Genomic DNA, 18,304 nt, shown 5'->3' with positions numbered 1-18,304 from the left:
CGGACCGCGGGCGGCAGATCACGCTTGAAGCAATGCCTCCGCGCGGGCGCGGGCCGCCGGCTCCAGCGCCATTGCCGTGCGCGCCGAAAGATCGAAGCGAACGGTCACCGTTCGGTTGACGGCGTGAACAACATCATCAAGCGTGCCTGACATGATCTGCTCGAAGGTCACGGAGGAACGGCCCAGCTTGACCACCCGCGAGCGAATGGTGATCAGGGTGCCGGCCTTCGTCTCGTGCTTGTATTCCACTTCCGACCGCACGTCGGCCCAGCCCCTGCCCGGCTCGCCTTCAACCTCGATCCCGGCGATATGGCCAAGCAGCTGGAAGCTGGCATCATCGAACATCGCCGCATAGTGGCGAACGTTCATATGCCCCATCGTGTCGCACATCCACGGATGCGCAACGCCGACATAGGTGGTCAAAGGCTGACTTGGCATCGATGGACCTCGCTGATGGATTTGCCTGGACAAAGCGGATGAGAGATAGCGGATGACGAAGCCGCCTGTCCATGCCATGCGCTGATCGACGCTCCGGCAATCAGCTCTGACGGGTAACGAAATATCGGTGGGAAAGCGCCGGCGGCGCCAACACGCCCTCTAGGCGCATGCCTGCCACCTCCTTAGGCTGCCCTCCCTAGACGGACTGGGAAATCTGCAAGGAGCATGATCGTGAAAGTGTATCTGGCCGGGCCTGAAGTGTTCCTGAGCAATGCCGTGGAGGTCCAGGCACGGAAGGCCGAACTTGCCCGTGCGGCCGGCTTTACGCCACTCGTGCCGGGCGACCTGGAAATTCCGCCGGCCGAAACCAAGCATGCGCGCGGCGTGGCGATCTATGGCGTCGATGAAGGCATGATGCTGGCCAGTGACATGATCATCGCCAATCTGACACCGTTTCGTGGCATCAGCGCTGATGTCGGCACGGTTTTCGAGCTTGGCTTCATGTGCGGCCGTGGCCGCCATGTCTATGCCTACACCAACACCTCGCGCAGCTATTACGACCGCATCCTCCACGGCCATTACGGCGGCGCGGCCGCATTGCGCCCGGACGGCCGCATGGCTGGACATGACGGGTTGAGCATCGAGGATTTCGATATGGCCGACAATCTGATGCTCGATGGCGGCATCCTGGCGCGCGGAGGAACCTTCGTAAAGCGCGAAGTGGCCGAAGCCGACCGGCTGACCGATCTCGAGGCATTCAAGCAATGCCTGGCGATTGCCGCCAAGCAACATCTCCGTTGAGATCGACCCCCGTTCAGTCGACCGGGCACGGCCAATTGGCCGGAGTAGATAGCCCGGCCGGCAATTTGGTGGCGCTGTCGCCGCATGTCAGGTCGACCTGCTCCTGCTCAAGCCCGGTTGCGGCCGACAGATCCACCCCTTCGATGCGCGTCAGGAACATGAACGCATCGGTGAAGTCGATCGGGCCCTCGAAGCTAGAGCCGCTGAAAGTGGCGCGCGACAGATTGGCCATCGGGAAACGCGTGCCCGTGATCACCGCTTTTTCGAAGTTGGCGCGCCCGAGCTCGGCCTTCTCGAAGTCGGCGCCCGTCAATTTGGCTCCTGTGAAATTCGTTCGCTGCAGTTCAGAACTGTTGAATGAAGCGCCTTCCGCCGAGATGCCGGCAAAACTGGTTCGGTAGGCTTCAACCTTGGCGAAATTCGCCTTGTCGGCCCTGGCCCCGGCCAATGACGAACGCACCAGCGTCGCCTTCTCCAGGTTTGCGGCCGTGAGATTCGCGCCCCTCAGATCCGTCAGGGTGAAATCAGTGTTGACCAGGTTCCCACCCTCGAGATCGATCCCGCCAAGCATTAGTTGTTTCTTGTTGCAATCGCTCCAGTCAGCGCCCGGCGCCGATGGATCCTTGCAGTTCGCCGCATAGGCAAGGTTCGAGAGCGCCAGCGTCACAAGAAATGCAGAGAGGCCGATGGCCGACCGTTTGCCACAGGCGCGAATGGCGCGTTTGATCCCGATTGTGTCGCTAAACCCACCCTCCCCGGTTGCGACAAACGAACGAATGGGCTTCGGCTTTGGGATATGCATGGCGCTGCTCCACGGCCCCTTGGGATGGACCGGTTCTGTTGCATTTCTCGTTTGCTGGCTTCGTCGGCGAAAACAACCATACAAAGCGCGCGTCACGGCTTAAGCGTATGACATTGTTGCCCTTCGCGCAAATGACAGCCACGCGATATGACAAACAAGATTTGCCTTGAGCGGGAAAAAGACTGAAACCTACAAGCCTCGGCAGCAACCCAAGCGGCGATGGGGTGCGGTCGCCCGGCGAGCAGTCAGGACAAATGCAACCAAATGCCTGCATCGAACGCTCAACTGTCGAGCGCCGGGTAGGTTGAACGTCGAAAAGCTTCCTAGGTTTCCGCAGTAACGGAAATGGAGCAACCGTTTGTGCCGCTCGACGCAGCGATTCGGTGGCCCCGAGCACGCTAGCCCGTCCCCGAAATACGGCGGCTTGCGCCAGCATGGTAAAACATGCAATATCCATACAATGTGATCTTGAGGTAGTGCCATGACGACGGATGCATCGGAGACGACCTGGCTGCCGGCCATCCGGAAAGCGAACGGACCGCTTTACATCGCTATTGCCGACGCCATCGCAGCTGATATCGCCGAAGGTCGCCTGTCCGAAGGCGCGCGGCTGCCGCCCCAGCGCGCGCTCGCCAGCGCATTGGGCATCGACTTCACCACGGTGAGTCGCGCCTACAACGAGGCGCGACACCGCGGATTGGTGGAAGGGCGCGTCGGCCAGGGCACCTATGTCAAGGCGAAAAGAATGAAGGGATTGCAGCCGGCAGCCGATGGCCTTGTCGACATGAGCATGAACCTGCCGCCACTTTTCGACGACGCGGCCCTGACAATGCGCCTGTGGAGCGACATCGCCAGCCTGCAGGGCGAACATGGGCTCGATCTGTTGATGCGGTATCAGGCGCCCGGCGGCACGCTTCACAATCGCGCTGTCGGGGCCAACTGGCTACAGCCGCGCCTGGGAGAAATCCCAGCCGAGCGCGTACTGATCTGCGCAGGAGCACAAAGCGCCCTGCTGGCCGCGATCAGCAGCCTTGCAAAGCCCGGCGATGTGATCGCCGCGGAAACCATTGCCTATCCCGGCCTACGGGCGCTCGCCGCCCATCTCGGCATCGATATCGTCGGCGTTCCTATCGACAAAAATGGCATTGTACCAGAACAGCTTGAAGGGATTTGCAAAAGCACGAAATTAAGAGCGCTCTACTGTAACCCCACGCTCCACAACCCGACCACAGCAACACTGCCGCTTGAGCGCCGCAAGGCGATCGTTGCCATTGCCCGAACCCACGGCGTAGCAATCATCGAGGACGACGCCTATGGAGCGCTACCAATCGCCGCGCCGCTGCCATTGGCAGCACTTGCGCCTGACCTCGTCTATCACATTGCCGGTCTCGCCAAGTGCCTGTCGCCAGCGCTGCGGATTGCCTATCTCGTCGTTCCGGATCGCCAAAGCTGCGTGCGCATCGAGGGCGCGATACGCGCGACGAGTGGCATGGCTCCCCCCTTCAACGCCGCGATCGCAACACGCTGGATTGAGGACGGGACGGCAAGGGAGGTCCTCGGCGCCATCCGCCAGGAAGTGACGATCCGACAGACTATGGTCAGCCGCTTGTTGCCAAGGGACGTTGTCCAGACGGACCAGGAAGGCTTCCACGTATGGCTACACCTGCCACTACCCTGGACGCGAGGCGATTTTTCCGGTCGGCTGCGGGCATCAGGCATCAGCGTCGTGGCCAGCGATGCCTTCGCGCTTGACCTAGCACCTGAAGCCGTGCGCCTCGGCCTTGGCGCGGCACGGACGCACGAGGAGTTGCAGCGCAGCCTGATGACGATTGCAGATCTGCTTCAGCAATCTCCGGCTGCATCGAGTCTCGTCGTTTGAGGTCTTTCGTTTGCGGCCGGCGAAATTGTCGCAGCAATGTATGCATACAATAAATTGACAATGCGTGCTTTTAGGCGTCTTAATCCCTGCAGGCCTGAGGCGGCACGGAGCATTCGTCGACCGCACCCAGGCATATCAGCTGGCGCGCCGGAATGGCTGCGCCGCAGACGCCTGAAAGGAACGCATATGTCTTCGGATCACGACTGGCCTCCCATACCTCCGATGCAAACTGGCTTGCGCGGTCGTTGTCCGCGTTGCGGCCAGGGGCATCTGTTCGAAGGCTTCCTCAAGATGCGCAAGAAGTGTGAGGTCTGCGATCTCGACTACTCCTTCGCCGATCCCGCTGACGGCCCCGCCTTCTTCGTCATCTGCTTCGGTTGCGTGCCAAGCGTGCTGCTCGGCGTATGGCTGGAGGTGCAATTCAGCGCCCCGCTGTGGATACACCTTCTGGTCACCGGCCCATTCATGTTGCTGACGTGCATTCCACCACTTCGACCACTCAAGGGATGGCTGGTCTCAAGCCAGTTTTTCTACAAGGCTGAGGAAGGAAAGCTCGTGCGCAGACAGGTCGAGCCACCGCTCGCCCCGACCCAATAGGCTTTCGTTGCCTGGCTGGCACTGAACGTCAGATGGCCATCCGTCATGGTTCGGTACCGATAACGAATATCAACAAGGCGCGAGCAATGCTCGCGCCTTGTTCGGTTGGCCTTCTTGGACGCTGATCGATGCGGCATGGCCGGACCGTGCGAGCCATCGGCACGGTTCAACCGCGGTGATGCGGGCATTTGCCGGGACCCCGCAGCATGCTTGGCCGCGCCCCTCAATCTCAGATCATTGTACCGCCGGTGTCGGCTCGCCGAGCGAGAGCATCAGGCGGTTCGCCCAGTTGAAGAAGGCGGCGCCGTGGATCACGTCGGCAATCTCGAGTTCATCGAGGCCGGCGGCAGACAGGCGTTCGATATGATCGTCGCCGAATGTGGGTGGCGTCGCCGTCAGCGCCACCGAGGCTGCAACGATCGCGTTCCAGCGTTCGCCGAGATCTGCATCCACACCTTCATCGAGAAGCTTCTGAACGTCGTCGCCCCGCTTGGAATGGTGAGATGCGAAACGCGAATGCACGGAGGCGCAGAAGATACATCCATTTGACCGCGATGCCGCAGTCGCTGCAAGCTCGCGCTCGGCACGCGGCAGGCCCGTGCGGGTGTTGTAGAAGATGTCCTTGTCCGTCTTCGTCCGGGCCTCCAGAACCTGGGGATCGCGAACGAGCAAGCGGAAGTAGGGCGACTTTGCGCGCGATGCCTCGACGAGACCGGCAAGGTGCGCCTCCGTCAGGTCGTCCTCCGCAAGCGGCTCAAGCCACGGCGTCCAGCCGATCTCGGCCTGCGTGAACGCGACTGGGCGATTTTCGATCGTGGGCGTGATGATGTGGTCAGTCATGACAAACTCCTTCTAAGGCTCAGGCGGCAGCGCGCCTAGCGGAGGCCGCAAGCAGGCCAAGGCCGGCGATTACCCGGATCTGGAACGCAACGAATGCGACAAGCTGCGACAGCGTCACGATGCCGTTCGTCGTCCAGCCGGCATCGATCAGCGCCTGAAGCGCCCTGGGGCTCGCGTCACGAAGATGGAAGACAAGCAGATGCGCATGTTCCAAGGCTGCCGCAAGCTTTGCTCCGAGCGCTTCACGCCCGGCATCAGAGACCTGGTAGATCGGCCCGGGTGCGTCCTCGACGCTCAAAGCGCCGGCCGGATATCGCCCATAGGGGCCGACGGCCTGCGCCGCGCCGATCTCGGCCTTCAACACCTCGACCACCCAGCGGTTCGCTTCGCCTTCCTCCAGTGGGCTGACGTAGAACTCAAAAATATCCGGATGCCGATGCAATCCCGCGACGAAGCTGGCAATTGCCTGCCGTTCGGCATGAGAGACGTCGCCGAAATTTTCGGGTTCGAAGAGCGCGAGATAGCTCTTCTGCGCCTGCTCGCGTGTTTCCGGCCGCTGGGTGCGGATGCGATCAAGCGATGAGCCCGGCTTGATGCCGGCCAGCAGGTCGATAATATCGGGTGTCGATGTGGTCACGGTAAGTCTCCTTCCTTCAGTTTAGCGGCGCGCCGGGTGCCGCTGCGGTGATCGGCGTTGTCAGCCGACGGCTCCGAGGCGTCGGGGGGCGAATTTCTCCTCCGGTGCCCATCCGAGCGCCGGTGCGACCTTGGTTGCAATCAGCTCGATCGAGCGCAGGATCAGCGGGTGCGGCGGATCGATGGAGTGAACCTGGAAGACGAGGTCGGTAACCCGATCGAGCGTCGTATCCGCACGGAGGCTTTCAATCACGTCGTCGGGCGTCCCGACATGGACGTCGAAAGCGGCGATCAGTTCGGCGAGCGAGTTGCCCGTCGGCTTGTGGCCGGCCGCAATCAACCGCTCCGCACCGCGACGCAAGCCGACTTCGGCCAGGCGCAACGCCTCCGCGCGGCTGTCTGCCACGAACAGGCTACGTGAACCCAAAATTCGGGGTGCGCTGCCTGCCGGCAATCCCGCGAGATAGGCGTTGATGATCGGGTTCTGCAATTCGGCGAGCGATGCATCCGGTCGTTCGGCGGTCCGGGGCTGGGTGCGCGACAGCATGAGGCCGTCGCCGGCCCGCCCTGCCCTCTCCCCGCCGGCGACGGAAAACGTGGCCTGCCAGATCCGGTCGAGCAATTGCGGCGCCGTCGGATAAAGCTGGTCGCCGCCTGAAAGGCTGCGTCCGGCCCAGGCGTCGAGAACGACGCGCAGATGCCGGGCGAAGATTTCTCCGCGCTCGGCACTCTCGAGGCCGAAGGCCGTAAACGAAGACGGCGTACCACCGGTGCCGAAGCCGATTTCGACCCGCCCGCACGACAGGAGGTCAAGCACAGCCGCATCCTCGGCAACCCGTATCGGATTTTCAAGCGGCAGCGTGATGACGCCAGTCCCGAGCCTGATCCGCGACGTCTGCGCGGCGACATGTGCCAGGAAGACGAGTGGCGCCGGCAAACCGCCTTCGTCAGCATGGAAGTGATGCTGGGCGACCCAGGCGGTATCGAAGCCGAAACGTTCGGCGGTCGCGATCTGCTCGGCCGCATAATGATAGCGCGCGCCGGCGGGCACGTCGTCGAGGAGACGCGTAAAGAACCCCAGTCGCTTGCGTGGCGTCGTATTCGTCATTTTCTGTCCTGTCATTCATTCCTGCGTCGTCAGACGAGGGCTGCTCGTTTTTGTCCGGGGATGGCGTTGATGAGTTCGCGGGTGTAGTCGCTGCCCGGCCTTTCGAAGACGTCCTCGACGGATCCTCCATCGACCAAACGACCGTCCTTCAGCACGGACACCGTGTCCGAGATCTGCCGAACGACCGCGAGGTCATGAGACACGAACAGGTAGGTCAGACCGAGATCGCGCTGGAGTTCGTCGAGAAGATCGAGGATGCGGGCCTGCACCGTCACGTCGAGAGCCGAGACCGCCTCGTCGAGAACGACGACGTCGGGGTCGAGAACGAGTGCGCGGGCGATTGCCACCCGTTGTCGCTGACCGCCCGAAAGCGCGTGAGGGCGGCGGCCAAGCGCCGCTTCCGGCAAGCCGACGCGACTGAGGATTGCCCGGACTTTTTCCTCACGCGCCGGTCGCGAGAGCTTGGCGAAATTCAGAAGTGGCTCGGCAACGATGTCGAACACCGTCTGGCGCGGATCAAGCGAGCCATAAGGGTTCTGGTAGACCAGCTGGATCTTGCGCCTGAACTGGCGCAGCGTTTCGCCGCGAAGTGACGAGAGATCGGTGCCATCGATCTCGATGCGCCCCGCAGTCGGTTTCTGAAAGCCGACAATCGCCCGGATGGTGGTGGTCTTGCCGGAGCCGGATTCGCCGACGATGGCATGGGTTGTGCCGCGACGGACCCGAAAACTGAGACCGTCGACGGCGCGAAAGGATTTGCCATCGCCATCGGGGCGAACGAAGTCCTGCACAAGGCCTTCGACGATAACGACATCATCGTCTAATGATGCGGGCTTTTCGCGCGCGGTCGCTGGGGCCCTGCGCGCAACGGCCGAGAACGACGGCGCGTCGGCAATCAGTTGCCGTGTGTAGGCGCTTCGCGGTGCGGCAAGCACGCCTTTGGTCGCGCCGACTTCCTGGACCCGGCCGCCCTGCAGTACGACAAGCCGGTCGGCTCGGTCGGCGGCAACCCCGAGGTCATGGGTCACAAGCAGAACCGATGTGCCGTATTCGGCGCGCAATTCGTCGATCAGGTCGAGGATGCGTTTCTGCACCGTCACGTCGAGCGCACTTGTCGGTTCATCAGCGATGATGAGTTGCGGCTTCAGCGCGACCGCTATCGCGATCAGCACGCGCTGACGCATGCCGCCCGAAAGCTCGTGCGGATACTGCTTCGCCCTGAGGGCAGGCTCGCTCAGCCCGACGCGCTCCAGAAGCGAAATCACCTGCGCTTCCAGCTCGCGACCGCTTGCAGCGCCATGGATGCGAAGAATCTCGCCAACCTGCGCTCCGATCGTCTTGACCGGATTGAGCGAACTTGCCGGATCCTGTGGTACCAGGCTGATTTTAGCCCCCCGCACGGCATCAAGCTGTCGATCTGACCAGCGGGAAATGTCGGTGCCGTTGAGCTTGATGCTGCCGCCGTCGATGCGGCCATTGGCATGGAGCAGGCCGATGATCGATTGCGCCGTCGTCGTCTTGCCGGAGCCGGACTCCCCGACCAGCGCGACCACCTCGCCGGGCTCGATCCGGAACGAAACATCGTGCACGACACGGCGATGGGCGACGCCGTCATGGTAGGAGATCGACAGGTTCTCGACCTCTAGCACCGGTGGGTATGCAGCGATTGAGGTGTTCATGCGGCTACCTTGCCGAAGGATTGGCTGACACGATTGGCGGCCAGAACGACCAGAACGACGACGATGCCGGGCGCGGTCGTCAGCCACCAGGCGGTCGAGATGTAGTTTCGGCCCTCAGCAATCAGCAAGCCCCATTCGGGCATCGGCGGCGGTGCGCCGTAGCCCAGGAACCCGAGCGTCGAGATCTGCAGCACCGCCGATCCAAAATGCAGTGCGGCGATCGCGAGAACCGACGTCAACGAATTCGGCAACACATGCCGCCAGAGGACGGAGGTGAAGGTGCCCCCACTGCCGAAAGCCGCCTCGACATAATCGCTGCGCCGGACACGAACAACTTCCGAACGCGCCAAGCGGGCAAAACCGGCAACAGAGGTGACGCCAACGGCGATCGCCGCGTTCACCGTGCCGAAGCCGAGCAGGATGATGATGCTGAGAGACAACAGCAGTGGCGGGATAGACAGCAAAACGTCGACAAGCCGCATGATCACATCGTCAAGCCGCCGATCGACCGAGCCGGCGACCACGCCAAGGCCCGTACCGATGACAAGACCAAGTGCCACAGCGACAAAGGCACCGGTCAGCGAATGAACCGCTCCGTAGACGATACGGCCGTAGAGATCGCGCCCAAGCGCGTCGGTACCGAGCAGATGGCTGGCGTCCGGCCGCCGAAGCTGTTCCCCACCAACCCCTTCGAGCGGATTGTAGATGGTGAAAAGCCACGGAGCGACTGCCCAGAGGAAGGCGATGGCGAGAACCAGCCAGGACAAAGCCAGGCCCACTGGCAACCGGCGGATGAAATGGGGGAGCGAGAAGCGCCCGCCCACCCGGTGTCCGTGCCCTGACGCGATGGCGTCATCGTGGATTGTATCGAACGTGGTCATGCGGTGGCTCCTGCTTTTGTCCGAAGACGCGGATCGAGCACAGGAAAGAGCAGATCCACGATGAGATTGATGACGACGAAGGCCAAGGCCGAGAGCACAACGATCGCCTGGAGCACGGCCGCGTCCTGGCTGCCGACCGCCCTTTCCGTCAGCCCTCCGATGCCGTTAAGGCCGAAGACAGTCTCGGTGACGACGGCGCCGGCGATGAGTTCACCGAAGAGCACGCCGGCAATGGTGAGCGTCGGCAGCAGCGCGTTCTTGGCAACGTGGCGCCACAGGACCCAGTGGCGGGTTGCCCCCTTGGCGCGAGCAACCGCGACGAAGGGGCGTGTGAGCACATCGTCGATGTTGCGCACCAAGACCTGGGCGAGCGGCGCGGAAATCGGCACTGCCAACGTGACGACGGGCAGGATGAGTTCCTGCCAAGGGCCGGGGTTGATGACCGGTACGAGGTTCAAACGAAACGAGAAGATCTGAATCAGCATGATGCCGAGCCAGAAGGTCGGGATCGAGATGAAGAGCGACGGCACGGACTGGAGTGCACCGCGGAGCCAGGCGAAGGGCGTGAGGCTCGAAACGAAGGCGATTGCGACGGCAAAGACAGCGGCAAGGACGAAACCAAGAGACGCGAGTTTCAGCGTCGCCGGCAGGTGGGTCGCAAGCATCGTGCTGACCGGAACGCCCGCTTGAACGGAATAGCCGAAGTTGCCGGTGAGAAACCTGCCGATCGTCTGTAGATACTGCACCCAGATGGCGCTGTCGGCGGCGTAGGACGCCCGGATATCGGCGATCTGTTGCGGGTTGAGCCCGAGTTCCGGGTTCTGAAACTTGATCAGGATGGCGTCACCGGGCATCGCCTGAAGCAATACGAAAGAGATGGTAAAAGCCGCCCATAGGACGAACAACGCCTGCCCCAGGCGGTTGAGCAAATATCCGGACATTCGCCGTTCCTCTGCTTGATCTCATTGCGAGGGTCGGCCACGGCAATGGACGTGGCCGATCGGTCGATGTCAGTGTTCGGCAAGCCATGTGCTGTAGAAGCTTGGGCGGCCAACCGCCTCGAAGGCGACGCCCTGGACGTAAGGCGCACCGGCAAAGGCTTGCGGCTCCTCGAAAATCGGGATCGCATAGGCCTGGTCGACGACATAGTCCTGAACCTCGCCGGCAATCGCCAACCGCTTCTCGCGGTCCGGCTCCGAAGCAAGCGCCTCGAGCAGGCCGTTCAGCTTGTCATCGGCGAAGCTCTGGACCTTGTCGCTCTGGCCGCCCTTTTGGCGAAGGACGTCACGGTTCTTTGGGTAGTACTGGCTCTTGATCACGTCAGGATCGGCGCGCCCGACCATGGCCGGTGAAACCGGTGTCTTGAGCGGATCGAGATCGTCGACGATCCTGCTGCCGCTGTCGCCGGCAAGCACGGTCAGCTTGACGCCGAGCTTGCCCCATTGCTGGGCGACAAGCTGCAAGGTTTCCTTGTTCTGCGGCTGCGGCAGGGATTCATAGGCGGTCAGCACCAGTTCCTTGCCGTCCTTCTGGCGCAGGCCATTGGCGCCGACCGTCCAGCCGGCCTCATCGAGCAGGGCTTTTGCCTTTCCCGGATCGAAGGAAAGCTTTGCCGAAATGTCGCGATAGCCGAGCGCCGTGGAGGCGATGATTGACGTCGCCTGTGGGTAGTTGGCGGAAAACAGCGTGGTGACGACTTCCTTGGCGTCGGTCGCGTGCAGCAGCGCCTTGCGGACCCTCACGTCAGCGACGAGCGGATTGTCGGGTCGGAAGACGACGCTGTTGTTCACGCCGCGCGTCGAAGGCGCGTAGATCTGGTAATCCTGCGCTTCAACCTGTTTTTCGTCATAGGCCTGGACCTGCCGGATGAAATCGGCCTGGCCCGCCAGCAGAGCGCCAATGCGCACGCTGTCCTCGCCGGTGATGATGTATGTGATACCATCGAGATAGGGCCGCCCCTGATGCTCCAGCTTTGCCGGACCCCAGGCGTATTCTTCGCGCGCCTTCAGGTTCAGCTCCTTGCCAATCGTTTCGCTGTCGACGACAAACGGACCGGAGCCGATGATCTTGGTGGCATCGCCCAGTTGTTCAAACGGAAGCGCCAGCGTGCTTGCGGCAACGAGCCCGGAGCCGATCACCGACGTGCCCTGCAGGAAGCCCGGCGACGGCTTCTTGAAGTAGAATTTGACGGTCAGCGGATCGATGACCGCGCTGCGCGCGTAGTTGTTGATGACCTCCGAGACCGGCTGCTTCAGTTCCTTGTTGCCGAGCCCGAAGACGTCGTAGTTCTTTGCGACGGCAGCGGCATCCAGCGGCGTGCCGTCGGAGAAGGTGACGCCAGGACGGATCTTGAAGGTGTATTCGGTCGCATCAGCGTTGACCGTCCACGATTCCGCGATCCAAGGCTCGATCTCGAGCGTCTTCGGGTTCTGGTAGGTCAGCTTGTCGGTGATCTGGTTGAGGATGCCGCCATTTGGGTAAAAGCCGCCAGCCGGCGGGTAGAGATTGGTATGGGCCTGCTGCTCGAGATAGATCAGCGTCCCGCCCTTGATCGGATCGCCTGCACCTTGTGCAAAAGCGCCGGGCAGGAAAAAGCCGGAGGCGGAGAGTGTCGCCAGCGTCAGCGCGAGCCGTTTCAGTTTCGTCGTCATGGGAGCCTTCCTTTGGATGTCTGTAGGCTATCGTACGACTAGGCGTCGGCTTATCAACTAAATCTAGTAAATTAATATGCTATATGTTTCGCGCGAAGCGAAAGAAGCATCTCCGCCTCAGAGCCGATGGAGATATTTCACCCGCGGCCGCCTCCCTGCCTTCTTTTGCTGGGATCAAGCGGCATGTGGATCATGGTGCGGAAAGAGAGCAGACGATCGCGCGAAACGCGCCACGAGCCATTGACAATTCGGCCATTGTTCATTGAAAACTTTGCCAATTCCTTCCAAGCCCGAGATTGAGATATTCATGACAAATAACAAGGTTCTTGTCGTCGGCGGCGCCGGCTATATCGGCTCGCACACCTGCCTTCAGCTTGCGTCCAAGGGGTTCGAACCCGTGGTCTACGACAATCTGTCGAACGGCCACGAGGAGTTCGTCAAATGGGGTGTTCTGGAAAAGGGTGACATCCGCGACCGCCAGCGCCTCGATGAGGTGCTTGCACGCCACAAGCCGCGGGCGATCCTGCATTTCGCCGCAATGATCGAGGTCGGGGAATCCGTCAAGGATCCGGTCTCGTTCTATGACAACAACGTCATCGGGACCTTGACCCTTCTGTCGGCAGCACTGTCCGCCGGCATCGAAGCCTTCGTGTTCTCGTCGACCTGCGCCACCTACGGCCTGCCGGAGAGCGTGCCGATCGACGAACAGCACCGCCAGGCCCCGATCAACCCCTATGGCCGCACGAAGTGGGTCTGCGAGCAGGCATTGAAGGACTATGGCCAGTACAAGGGCCTGCGCTCGGTCATCCTGCGCTATTTCAACGCTGCCGGTGCCGACCCGGAAGGGCGGATCGGCGAGTGGCATGAACCCGAGACACACGCGATCCCGCTGGCAATCGATGCCGCTCTTGGCCGCCGCGACGGCTTCAAGGTCTTCGGCACGGACTACGACACCCGCGACGGCACCTGCGTGCGCGACTATATCCACGTCCTCGACCTCGCCGACGCCCATGTTCGCGCCGTCGAATACCTGCTTGAAGGCGGCGACAGCGTCGAACTCAATCTCGGTACGGGCACCGGCACGACGGTGAAGGAACTGCTGAACGCCATTACCGATGTCTCGGGCCGCAGCTTCGGCATCGACTATGTCGATCGCCGTGAGGGAGATTCGACCACGCTTGTCGCAAACAACGACAAGGCTCGCGAAGTCCTTGGCTGGGAGCCGCAATACGACCTGGCGGCAATCACGCGCACGGCCTGGAACTGGCATTCCCGCCGCAACCAGGGCGCCTGACATCAGCGACTTCGACTGATCGCACCCCTGGCATAGATGGCTAGGATGCCTCGCGTACCCGGTTCAGAGGCAATCTGGAGCGGGTACGTCGAAGAAGCGGACGCTCAATCAGGAGATAGGCCGCAATACCGGCCAGCGTGCCAGCGGCCAAAGCGCAGAGCAGCGTCAGCACTGAGTTCAGACCGATCATCGCAGCAGCCTTGACGACGACCGATATGGCGAAGGTGTGCCAGAGGTAGATCGAATAGGAGGCATCGCCGAGCAACGTCGGTAATGTCCATTTTTGAAACCAGCCGCCGGCTTCAAGCGCAAGCGTGCCAACGACAAGCATGACCGCCAGCGGGCCTAATATTCTTTCGTCAAACGGCAGGCGCAGGACGGCAAGGGCTGCAAATCCGGTGAATGCGCTTAAGACAAGCACAATGCCGAGGCCCGGACCGGCAACCCTGCCCCGCAGCCAGAATTCGGCGACAATCATGCCGGCGACAAATTCCAGGATGACCGGGCGCGTATAGGTTAAAAACAGCGCGTTTTGCGTATCGATCGCGAGACCCAGCAATACAAGCGACACAAACAGCGCTGCCATCACCGGTAGCCGGCGGTGTCTTGGCAGCATCAACGAAGCCGCAAAGACGACGTAGAAGAACATTTCGAAGTTGAGTGTCCAACCTTGCACGAGCACCGGCCAGATCTCGCCGCTGCTGGGCGAACGCACGGGAATGAACATCAAGGACGCCAGGATATGCCCGAGCGTCAGCACGAGGTTCGGGAAAAGGCCGGCAACGCCGCCGCCGATCATCACCAAGGTGGCGAGCCAATAGATCGGCGCAATCCGGCGTAGCCGCTCTCTAAGGAATGCCAGCGGCGTGGCCGGGCGCCGGTCACTGATCACCCACATGATAAAGCCGCTGATGACGAAGAAGACGTCGACCCCGGCCGCGCCGATCGCGAAGTGATGGCCTGTCCGTTCGGCTGCGTGAAAGAGCACGACCCCCAGCGCCGCAAGCGCACGCAGATACTGGATGCCGTGGATGGTTTTCATCGGCGTTGGTGCCATCAGAACCTCAGCTGCGGATGATGGCTCGCCAACACCCTGCCCTCTGCAAGGCGCCGCTCGGTGACGACGCGCCGGCCCTGCCTGATCGTCAGCTTGCCAGCTGCGAAGTAGAGCAGGAACGAACCGACGTGATAGGGATTCATGATGTCGATTTCGACAAACGCCCGCACGAAAAGCAGCATGGCGACGCCGAAGAGCACCGAGGATTCGGTGTGATGGTCGTAGGCCAGCAACCGTTTGATATGGCCGAAGACAGTGACCAGAAGCACGTTGCAGAGGAGCACGAGCCCGATTGCTCCGGTCTCCACCATCGCCTCGATGAAGGTGTTGTGGAAGTGGAAGCCCGAGCGGGTGGCGATGAAGAACTCTTCCCAGAGACGTTCGGGTTCGGAGAAGCCCTGGACCCAATAGGCCTGGTAGCCCACCCCGACGACAGGCGAGGATAAAGCGGCTTGTATCCCTTGCTGCCAAAGGTAGGTTCGCCCCGTAAGCGTGGAATCCTTGCCGAAGAGGCCGAGAACGAGGTCGACGCCGCCGCCGTAGGTCGCAGCGACGGCGGTGATCCCGCCGACGACAACAGCACCTAAGAACAGTCCCTTGCGATGACCGGGCGACAGCATGCCCACGGCGCGCATGCCGAGCCAGCAGCCAACGATGGCGACGGCCGTCAGAACCGACGTCGCCGATTGCGAGGCAAGCAGCGAATAGGCTGATATCAGCCCGACGGCCCCGGCGGCGGCGAGCCAAAGCCCGCGTTCCCTGAGCGCGACTGGGGCGATGAAGGCGAAGTAGATCCCGAGTGAGGCGTAAAAGCCAAGCTGGTTCTTCGAGGAAAAGGCGCCGACAAAGCTGAACGTACCGTCGAGCGGATCGAGGTGGTAGACGCCGAACAGCAGCGAATAGGTGAGCACGATACCGACGCCCGCCAGTGCGCCGCGCACGAGCGTGCGGATGTCGATCGTGCGCATGGCAATCAGCGCGCAAACGACATGCGAGAGATACTGAACTCCCGTCCTTGCCGTCATCCCGGGCGCTGCCGACCAGAAGACGGAAAGGCAGGCAAAGACGGCAAAGGCAAGGATCCAGATATATCTGCCGTAATTGCCGAGCACGCTTCGATAGTCGACGAGCACCAACGGCAGCCACAGCGCATAGTAGACAAGGATCGACGCCTGCCCGAACCGCGAGGAATAGGCAAAGACGAAGAACGATATCGCCAGCGCAAACGTACCGTAGGTCTGGTTTGCACCAGGAGAAACGAGGCTTGCCTTGGAAATCCTCATCACGATTCCTTAGAGCGTAGCCGGGTTAAACAGAGTCACAGAAACGCTCCATCTCTTTATTTCCAAGCATTTCCTGACGGAAAACCGCTTCGCACTTTTCCTTGGAAAGGCTCTAGCGCATCGCCAGATTGGCTTCGACCTTGATCACGTCGCCCGGCAGCACCGGCGTGTTCTCGTCGGCGGCAATCTGTTGCGCCTTGCCATCCTTTTCACGGACGATCGAATAGCTGATGACAGCGTCCGACATGTCGTCCTTGGACTGTGCCGCCTCGGCCGATTGCAGCAGCGCCTCGGTCATGAGGTCGCGACTGGTGCCAAGTTTGATGGACAGCGTATCGAGCTCAGCTTCGGTGTTCTGCAGGTCCTGGGCAAGCTGGGCATCCCAATCGTTGCGCAGGTTGGTATCGTCCTGGGTGGCCTTGCTGACATCCTGCTTTGCCTTCAGAGACGCCGTGTCGATATCCAGAACAGCTGACTGCAGCTCCGCCACGCGCTGTTCCAGCGCGAGCTTGCGCGCGCTCAGCGCCAGCCCCTTTTCGGCAAGCCCCTCGATCTTGTCCCGGTCCTCGATCACCAGATCCAATTGACGGTTCTGCGTTTCTGACTTTTTCGCCAGTGCCTGGATTTCGCTTTCGAGCAGAGACTTGAGATCGGCCAGCGACGCCAGCTGGCGTTTCTGCCTTTTGTCGCGCGAAACCATCAATGCAGTCTCGCTTTCAAGCAAGCCGGCGACGTCAGGCGCGTCCTTCAAGTCCTTCGGCAATTCGATCTTTTCCTTGCCGGCGATCTCCGCCTGCAGGCGCGCGCGCCGGATAAGCAACCGGTTGCGTTCGGAGACCTGCACGCTCGAATCTCCGCGTGCGTTGATGTAGTCGCGTGCGAAGCGCTGTCCGCTTTCCGAACGTCTCAACCCGCCGCCAAGGCTGACGGCCTTGAGGACCGTCAGGTTCGGCACGTAAGGGTACTCACCGGGCTTCTGGATTTCTCCGGAAAGATAGACCGGACGATACTGCGCGAGCTCGACCGACGCCGAAGGCCGATCACGCAGGCCGAACAGCGTCTGCATCTTGAGGCCGATCGCCTCGCTCATCTCGTTGGTCGTTTTGCCCGCCGCCGGCAGATCGCCGATGAAGGGGATGGAGACCATGCCGGAGGCACCAACGGTGTATTCGCCGCTGACCACCGACCAGTCGCGCACAGCACCTTCTGCGGTCTGCCATTCGGCCACGCGGATCTTCAACTTGTCCATGACGCCGAGATGGTACTCGTCGGCATGGACAGGCAAGGTGCCGAACACAGTTATGGCCGCCAGCATGGCGACCTTCAGAGAATACGGCTTTCGGAGGGAGATACGCGATCTCCCCTTGGCAATTTGATGTTTCATTACGGTTTCCCGGTTGCTGGTCGCGCGCGCCGGCGTCCGACGACGAGGTCGTCAGGCTCCGTGGCGCAGCGTTTGTCAGTAGCTGCCGCGAGAAAAGCAGACTGCGGGGATCGTCTTGACGACGATGAAGAAGTCGCGGATCAGCGACCAGTTCTGTACATAGTGCGTGTCGAAGGCGACGCGGGCGGCATAGGAAACGTCATTCCTGCCGCTGATCTGCCACAGGCCGGTAAGACCCGGGCGAGACTGCAGATAGAACACGGCTGCGGCGTCGTAGAGTTCGAGTTCGTCTTCCACGACAGGGCGCGGGCCGACGATGCTCATCTCACCACGGATGATGTTGATCAGCTGCGGCAACTCGTCGAGGCTGAGTTTGCGCAGAACGCTGCCGACAATGGTCACGCGCGGGTCGTCCTGAAGCTTGCGCGTCGCACGCCATTCCTCGTAGGCGCCCGGATTGTTGCGGAGATAGTCCTGCAAGAGCCGATCTCCGTCTGCCCGCATCGTGCGGAATTTCAGGCAGCGGAATGCACGGCCGTTATGGCCGATACGGCGGTGACCGTAAAAAACGGATCCACCATCGGAAAACTTGACGAGCATCATCAAGAGCAGGAAGAGCGGACTGAGAAAGACGAGAGCCAGTGAAGCGGTGAAAATATCAAAGCCACGCTTCGATATTCCTCCTACCGGACGAAATGCTCCCGACTCTGCGGTACTGAAAAACGGCGAATTGGCCGATCGAGTCGCAGACTTCATAGAGAAGACTCCATTTACGTTGGCGATTGGTCGGTCCCCTGTGGGGGCGCACTCGTATCCAAGAATGAGTGTATGGTTAGAATTTGGTTTTTAAAGGCGAAATGATGGCCGGTGCCGTGCCCGCGGTTCGCGGACGTATATCATCGATCGCGAATATGTAATATTTCTTCGGGACCGAAGATCATCTATTCATGGCGAGCCAAGTGGCTTCCAGTCGA

At 61.4% G+C, this 18,304-nt stretch carries 17 protein-coding genes; 4 read left to right on the top strand and 13 right to left on the bottom strand.

From position 1 onward, the window contains the following. Positions 1-18 precede the first annotated feature (18 nt). Positions 19-438, bottom strand: a complete 420-nt coding sequence (locus ASD03_RS17340) for an acyl-CoA thioesterase (protein ID WP_057214496.1) — start codon at positions 436-438, stop codon at positions 19-21. A gap of 225 nt (positions 439-663) precedes the next feature. Here ASD03_RS17340 and ASD03_RS17335 point away from each other — a divergent pair, with 225 nt between their 5' ends. Beyond that, positions 664-1,239 (top strand): nucleoside 2-deoxyribosyltransferase, encoded by a 576-nt coding sequence (locus ASD03_RS17335; RefSeq protein WP_057214437.1) that lies wholly within the window; start codon positions 664-666, stop codon positions 1,237-1,239. Positions 1,240-1,252: 13 nt separating this feature from the next. Here the strand turns inward: ASD03_RS17335 and ASD03_RS17330 are convergent, their stop codons facing one another. Then, positions 1,253-1,906, bottom strand: a complete 654-nt coding sequence (locus ASD03_RS17330; RefSeq protein ID WP_244494647.1) for a pentapeptide repeat-containing protein — start codon at positions 1,904-1,906, stop codon at positions 1,253-1,255. Positions 1,907-2,522: 616 nt separating this feature from the next. Here ASD03_RS17330 and ASD03_RS17325 point away from each other — a divergent pair. Together ASD03_RS17325 and ASD03_RS17320 are read left to right on the top strand one after the other, a co-directional pair. Next, entirely contained in the window at positions 2,523-3,920 is a 1,398-nt protein-coding gene (locus ASD03_RS17325) for a PLP-dependent aminotransferase family protein (RefSeq protein ID WP_057214434.1), read from the top strand. Between the two features lie 186 nt (positions 3,921-4,106). Continuing rightward, positions 4,107-4,517 carry a DUF983 domain-containing protein gene (locus ASD03_RS17320; RefSeq protein ID WP_025428846.1) on the top strand — a complete coding sequence of 137 codons (411 nt, stop codon included), beginning with the start codon at positions 4,107-4,109 and terminating at the stop codon, positions 4,515-4,517. 234 nt (positions 4,518-4,751) lie between these two features. Here the strand turns inward: ASD03_RS17320 and ASD03_RS17315 are convergent, their stop codons facing one another. From ASD03_RS17315 to ASD03_RS17285, 7 genes are all read right to left on the bottom strand, one after another. Then, positions 4,752-5,357, bottom strand: a complete 606-nt coding sequence (locus ASD03_RS17315; RefSeq protein WP_057214432.1) for an alkylhydroperoxidase domain protein — start codon at positions 5,355-5,357, stop codon at positions 4,752-4,754. A gap of 19 nt (positions 5,358-5,376) precedes the next feature. After that, positions 5,377-5,994 carry a CMD domain protein gene (locus ASD03_RS17310; protein ID WP_025428848.1) on the bottom strand — a complete coding sequence of 206 codons (618 nt, stop codon included), beginning with the start codon at positions 5,992-5,994 and terminating at the stop codon, positions 5,377-5,379. Positions 5,995-6,054: 60 nt separating this feature from the next. After that, positions 6,055-7,101, bottom strand: a complete 1,047-nt coding sequence (locus ASD03_RS17305; RefSeq protein WP_057214490.1) for a putative FMN-dependent luciferase-like monooxygenase — start codon at positions 7,099-7,101, stop codon at positions 6,055-6,057. A 29-nt stretch (positions 7,102-7,130) separates the two neighbouring features. After that, a complete protein-coding gene (locus ASD03_RS17300) occupies positions 7,131-8,780 on the bottom strand; it encodes an ABC transporter ATP-binding protein (protein ID WP_057214428.1) in 1,650 nt (549 codons plus the stop codon). After that, the gene (locus tag ASD03_RS17295) at positions 8,777-9,661 is read right to left on the bottom strand and encodes an ABC transporter permease (RefSeq protein WP_057214425.1); all 885 of its coding nucleotides are present in this window, start codon (positions 9,659-9,661) and stop codon (positions 8,777-8,779) included. Before ASD03_RS17295 ends, ASD03_RS17300 begins: the two co-directional genes overlap by 4 nt. Further along, a complete protein-coding gene (locus ASD03_RS17290) occupies positions 9,658-10,602 on the bottom strand; it encodes an ABC transporter permease (protein WP_057214421.1) in 945 nt (314 codons plus the stop codon). Before ASD03_RS17290 ends, ASD03_RS17295 begins: the two co-directional genes overlap by 4 nt. 69 nt (positions 10,603-10,671) lie before the next feature. Continuing rightward, positions 10,672-12,312, bottom strand: a complete 1,641-nt coding sequence (locus ASD03_RS17285; protein ID WP_057214418.1) for a TIGR04028 family ABC transporter substrate-binding protein — start codon at positions 12,310-12,312, stop codon at positions 10,672-10,674. A 307-nt stretch (positions 12,313-12,619) separates the two neighbouring features. Between ASD03_RS17285 and galE the strand changes: the two genes are divergently transcribed. Continuing rightward, entirely contained in the window at positions 12,620-13,606 is a 987-nt protein-coding gene (gene galE, locus ASD03_RS17280; RefSeq protein ID WP_057206363.1) for a UDP-glucose 4-epimerase GalE, read from the top strand. A gap of 40 nt (positions 13,607-13,646) precedes the next feature. On the opposite strand, the gene ASD03_RS17275 is transcribed toward galE, so the two are convergent. The 4 genes from ASD03_RS17275 to ASD03_RS17260 all read right to left on the bottom strand — a co-directional run bounded on the left by ASD03_RS17275 (position 13,647) and on the right by ASD03_RS17260 (position 18,086). Beyond that, positions 13,647-14,648 (bottom strand): acyltransferase, encoded by a 1,002-nt coding sequence (locus ASD03_RS17275; protein ID WP_057214487.1) that lies wholly within the window; start codon positions 14,646-14,648, stop codon positions 13,647-13,649. Between the two features lie 14 nt (positions 14,649-14,662). Continuing rightward, on the bottom strand, positions 14,663-15,946 hold the full coding sequence (locus ASD03_RS17270; protein WP_057214415.1) for an O-antigen ligase: 1,284 nt from the start codon (positions 15,944-15,946) through the stop codon (positions 14,663-14,665). 112 nt (positions 15,947-16,058) lie between these two features. Continuing rightward, a complete protein-coding gene (locus tag ASD03_RS17265) occupies positions 16,059-17,261 on the bottom strand; it encodes a polysaccharide biosynthesis/export family protein (protein WP_272502213.1) in 1,203 nt (400 codons plus the stop codon). 144 nt (positions 17,262-17,405) lie between these two features. After that, positions 17,406-18,086 carry a sugar transferase gene (locus tag ASD03_RS17260; RefSeq protein ID WP_057214412.1) on the bottom strand — a complete coding sequence of 227 codons (681 nt, stop codon included), beginning with the start codon at positions 18,084-18,086 and terminating at the stop codon, positions 17,406-17,408. Positions 18,087-18,304: the final 218 nt, after the last annotated feature.

Origin of the sequence: Ensifer sp. Root127 (genome assembly GCF_001425225.1) — a bacterium.
GTDB classification, from domain to species: domain Bacteria; phylum Pseudomonadota; class Alphaproteobacteria; order Rhizobiales; family Rhizobiaceae; genus Ensifer; species Ensifer canadensis.
This window is presented reverse-complemented; position numbering and strand designations above follow the sequence as displayed.

Excerpts from the sequence above, each read along its gene's own strand:
- ASD03_RS17270 (WP_057214415.1), bottom strand. The coding sequence starts at position 15,946 with ATGAGGATTTCCAAGGCAAGCCTCGTTTCTCCTGGTGCAAACCAGACC.
- ASD03_RS17340 (WP_057214496.1), bottom strand. The coding sequence starts at position 438 with ATGCCAAGTCAGCCTTTGACCACCTATGTCGGCGTTGCGCATCCGTGG.
- ASD03_RS17260 (WP_057214412.1), bottom strand. The coding sequence starts at position 18,086 with ATGAAGTCTGCGACTCGATCGGCCAATTCGCCGTTTTTCAGTACCGCA.
- ASD03_RS17320 (WP_025428846.1), top strand. The coding sequence starts at position 4,107 with ATGTCTTCGGATCACGACTGGCCTCCCATACCTCCGATGCAAACTGGC.
- ASD03_RS17305 (WP_057214490.1), bottom strand. The coding sequence starts at position 7,101 with ATGACGAATACGACGCCACGCAAGCGACTGGGGTTCTTTACGCGTCTC.
- ASD03_RS17315 (WP_057214432.1), bottom strand. The coding sequence starts at position 5,357 with ATGACTGACCACATCATCACGCCCACGATCGAAAATCGCCCAGTCGCG.
- ASD03_RS17290 (WP_057214421.1), bottom strand. The coding sequence starts at position 10,602 with ATGTCCGGATATTTGCTCAACCGCCTGGGGCAGGCGTTGTTCGTCCTA.
- ASD03_RS17300 (WP_057214428.1), bottom strand. The coding sequence starts at position 8,780 with ATGAACACCTCAATCGCTGCATACCCACCGGTGCTAGAGGTCGAGAAC.
- ASD03_RS17325 (WP_057214434.1), top strand. The coding sequence starts at position 2,523 with ATGACGACGGATGCATCGGAGACGACCTGGCTGCCGGCCATCCGGAAA.
- ASD03_RS17275 (WP_057214487.1), bottom strand. The coding sequence starts at position 14,648 with ATGAAAACCATCCACGGCATCCAGTATCTGCGTGCGCTTGCGGCGCTG.
- ASD03_RS17265 (WP_272502213.1), bottom strand. The coding sequence starts at position 17,261 with ATGCTGGCGGCCATAACTGTGTTCGGCACCTTGCCTGTCCATGCCGAC.
- ASD03_RS17285 (WP_057214418.1), bottom strand. The coding sequence starts at position 12,312 with ATGACGACGAAACTGAAACGGCTCGCGCTGACGCTGGCGACACTCTCC.
- ASD03_RS17335 (WP_057214437.1), top strand. The coding sequence starts at position 664 with ATGATCGTGAAAGTGTATCTGGCCGGGCCTGAAGTGTTCCTGAGCAAT.
- galE (WP_057206363.1), top strand. The coding sequence starts at position 12,620 with ATGACAAATAACAAGGTTCTTGTCGTCGGCGGCGCCGGCTATATCGGC.
- ASD03_RS17295 (WP_057214425.1), bottom strand. The coding sequence starts at position 9,661 with ATGACCACGTTCGATACAATCCACGATGACGCCATCGCGTCAGGGCAC.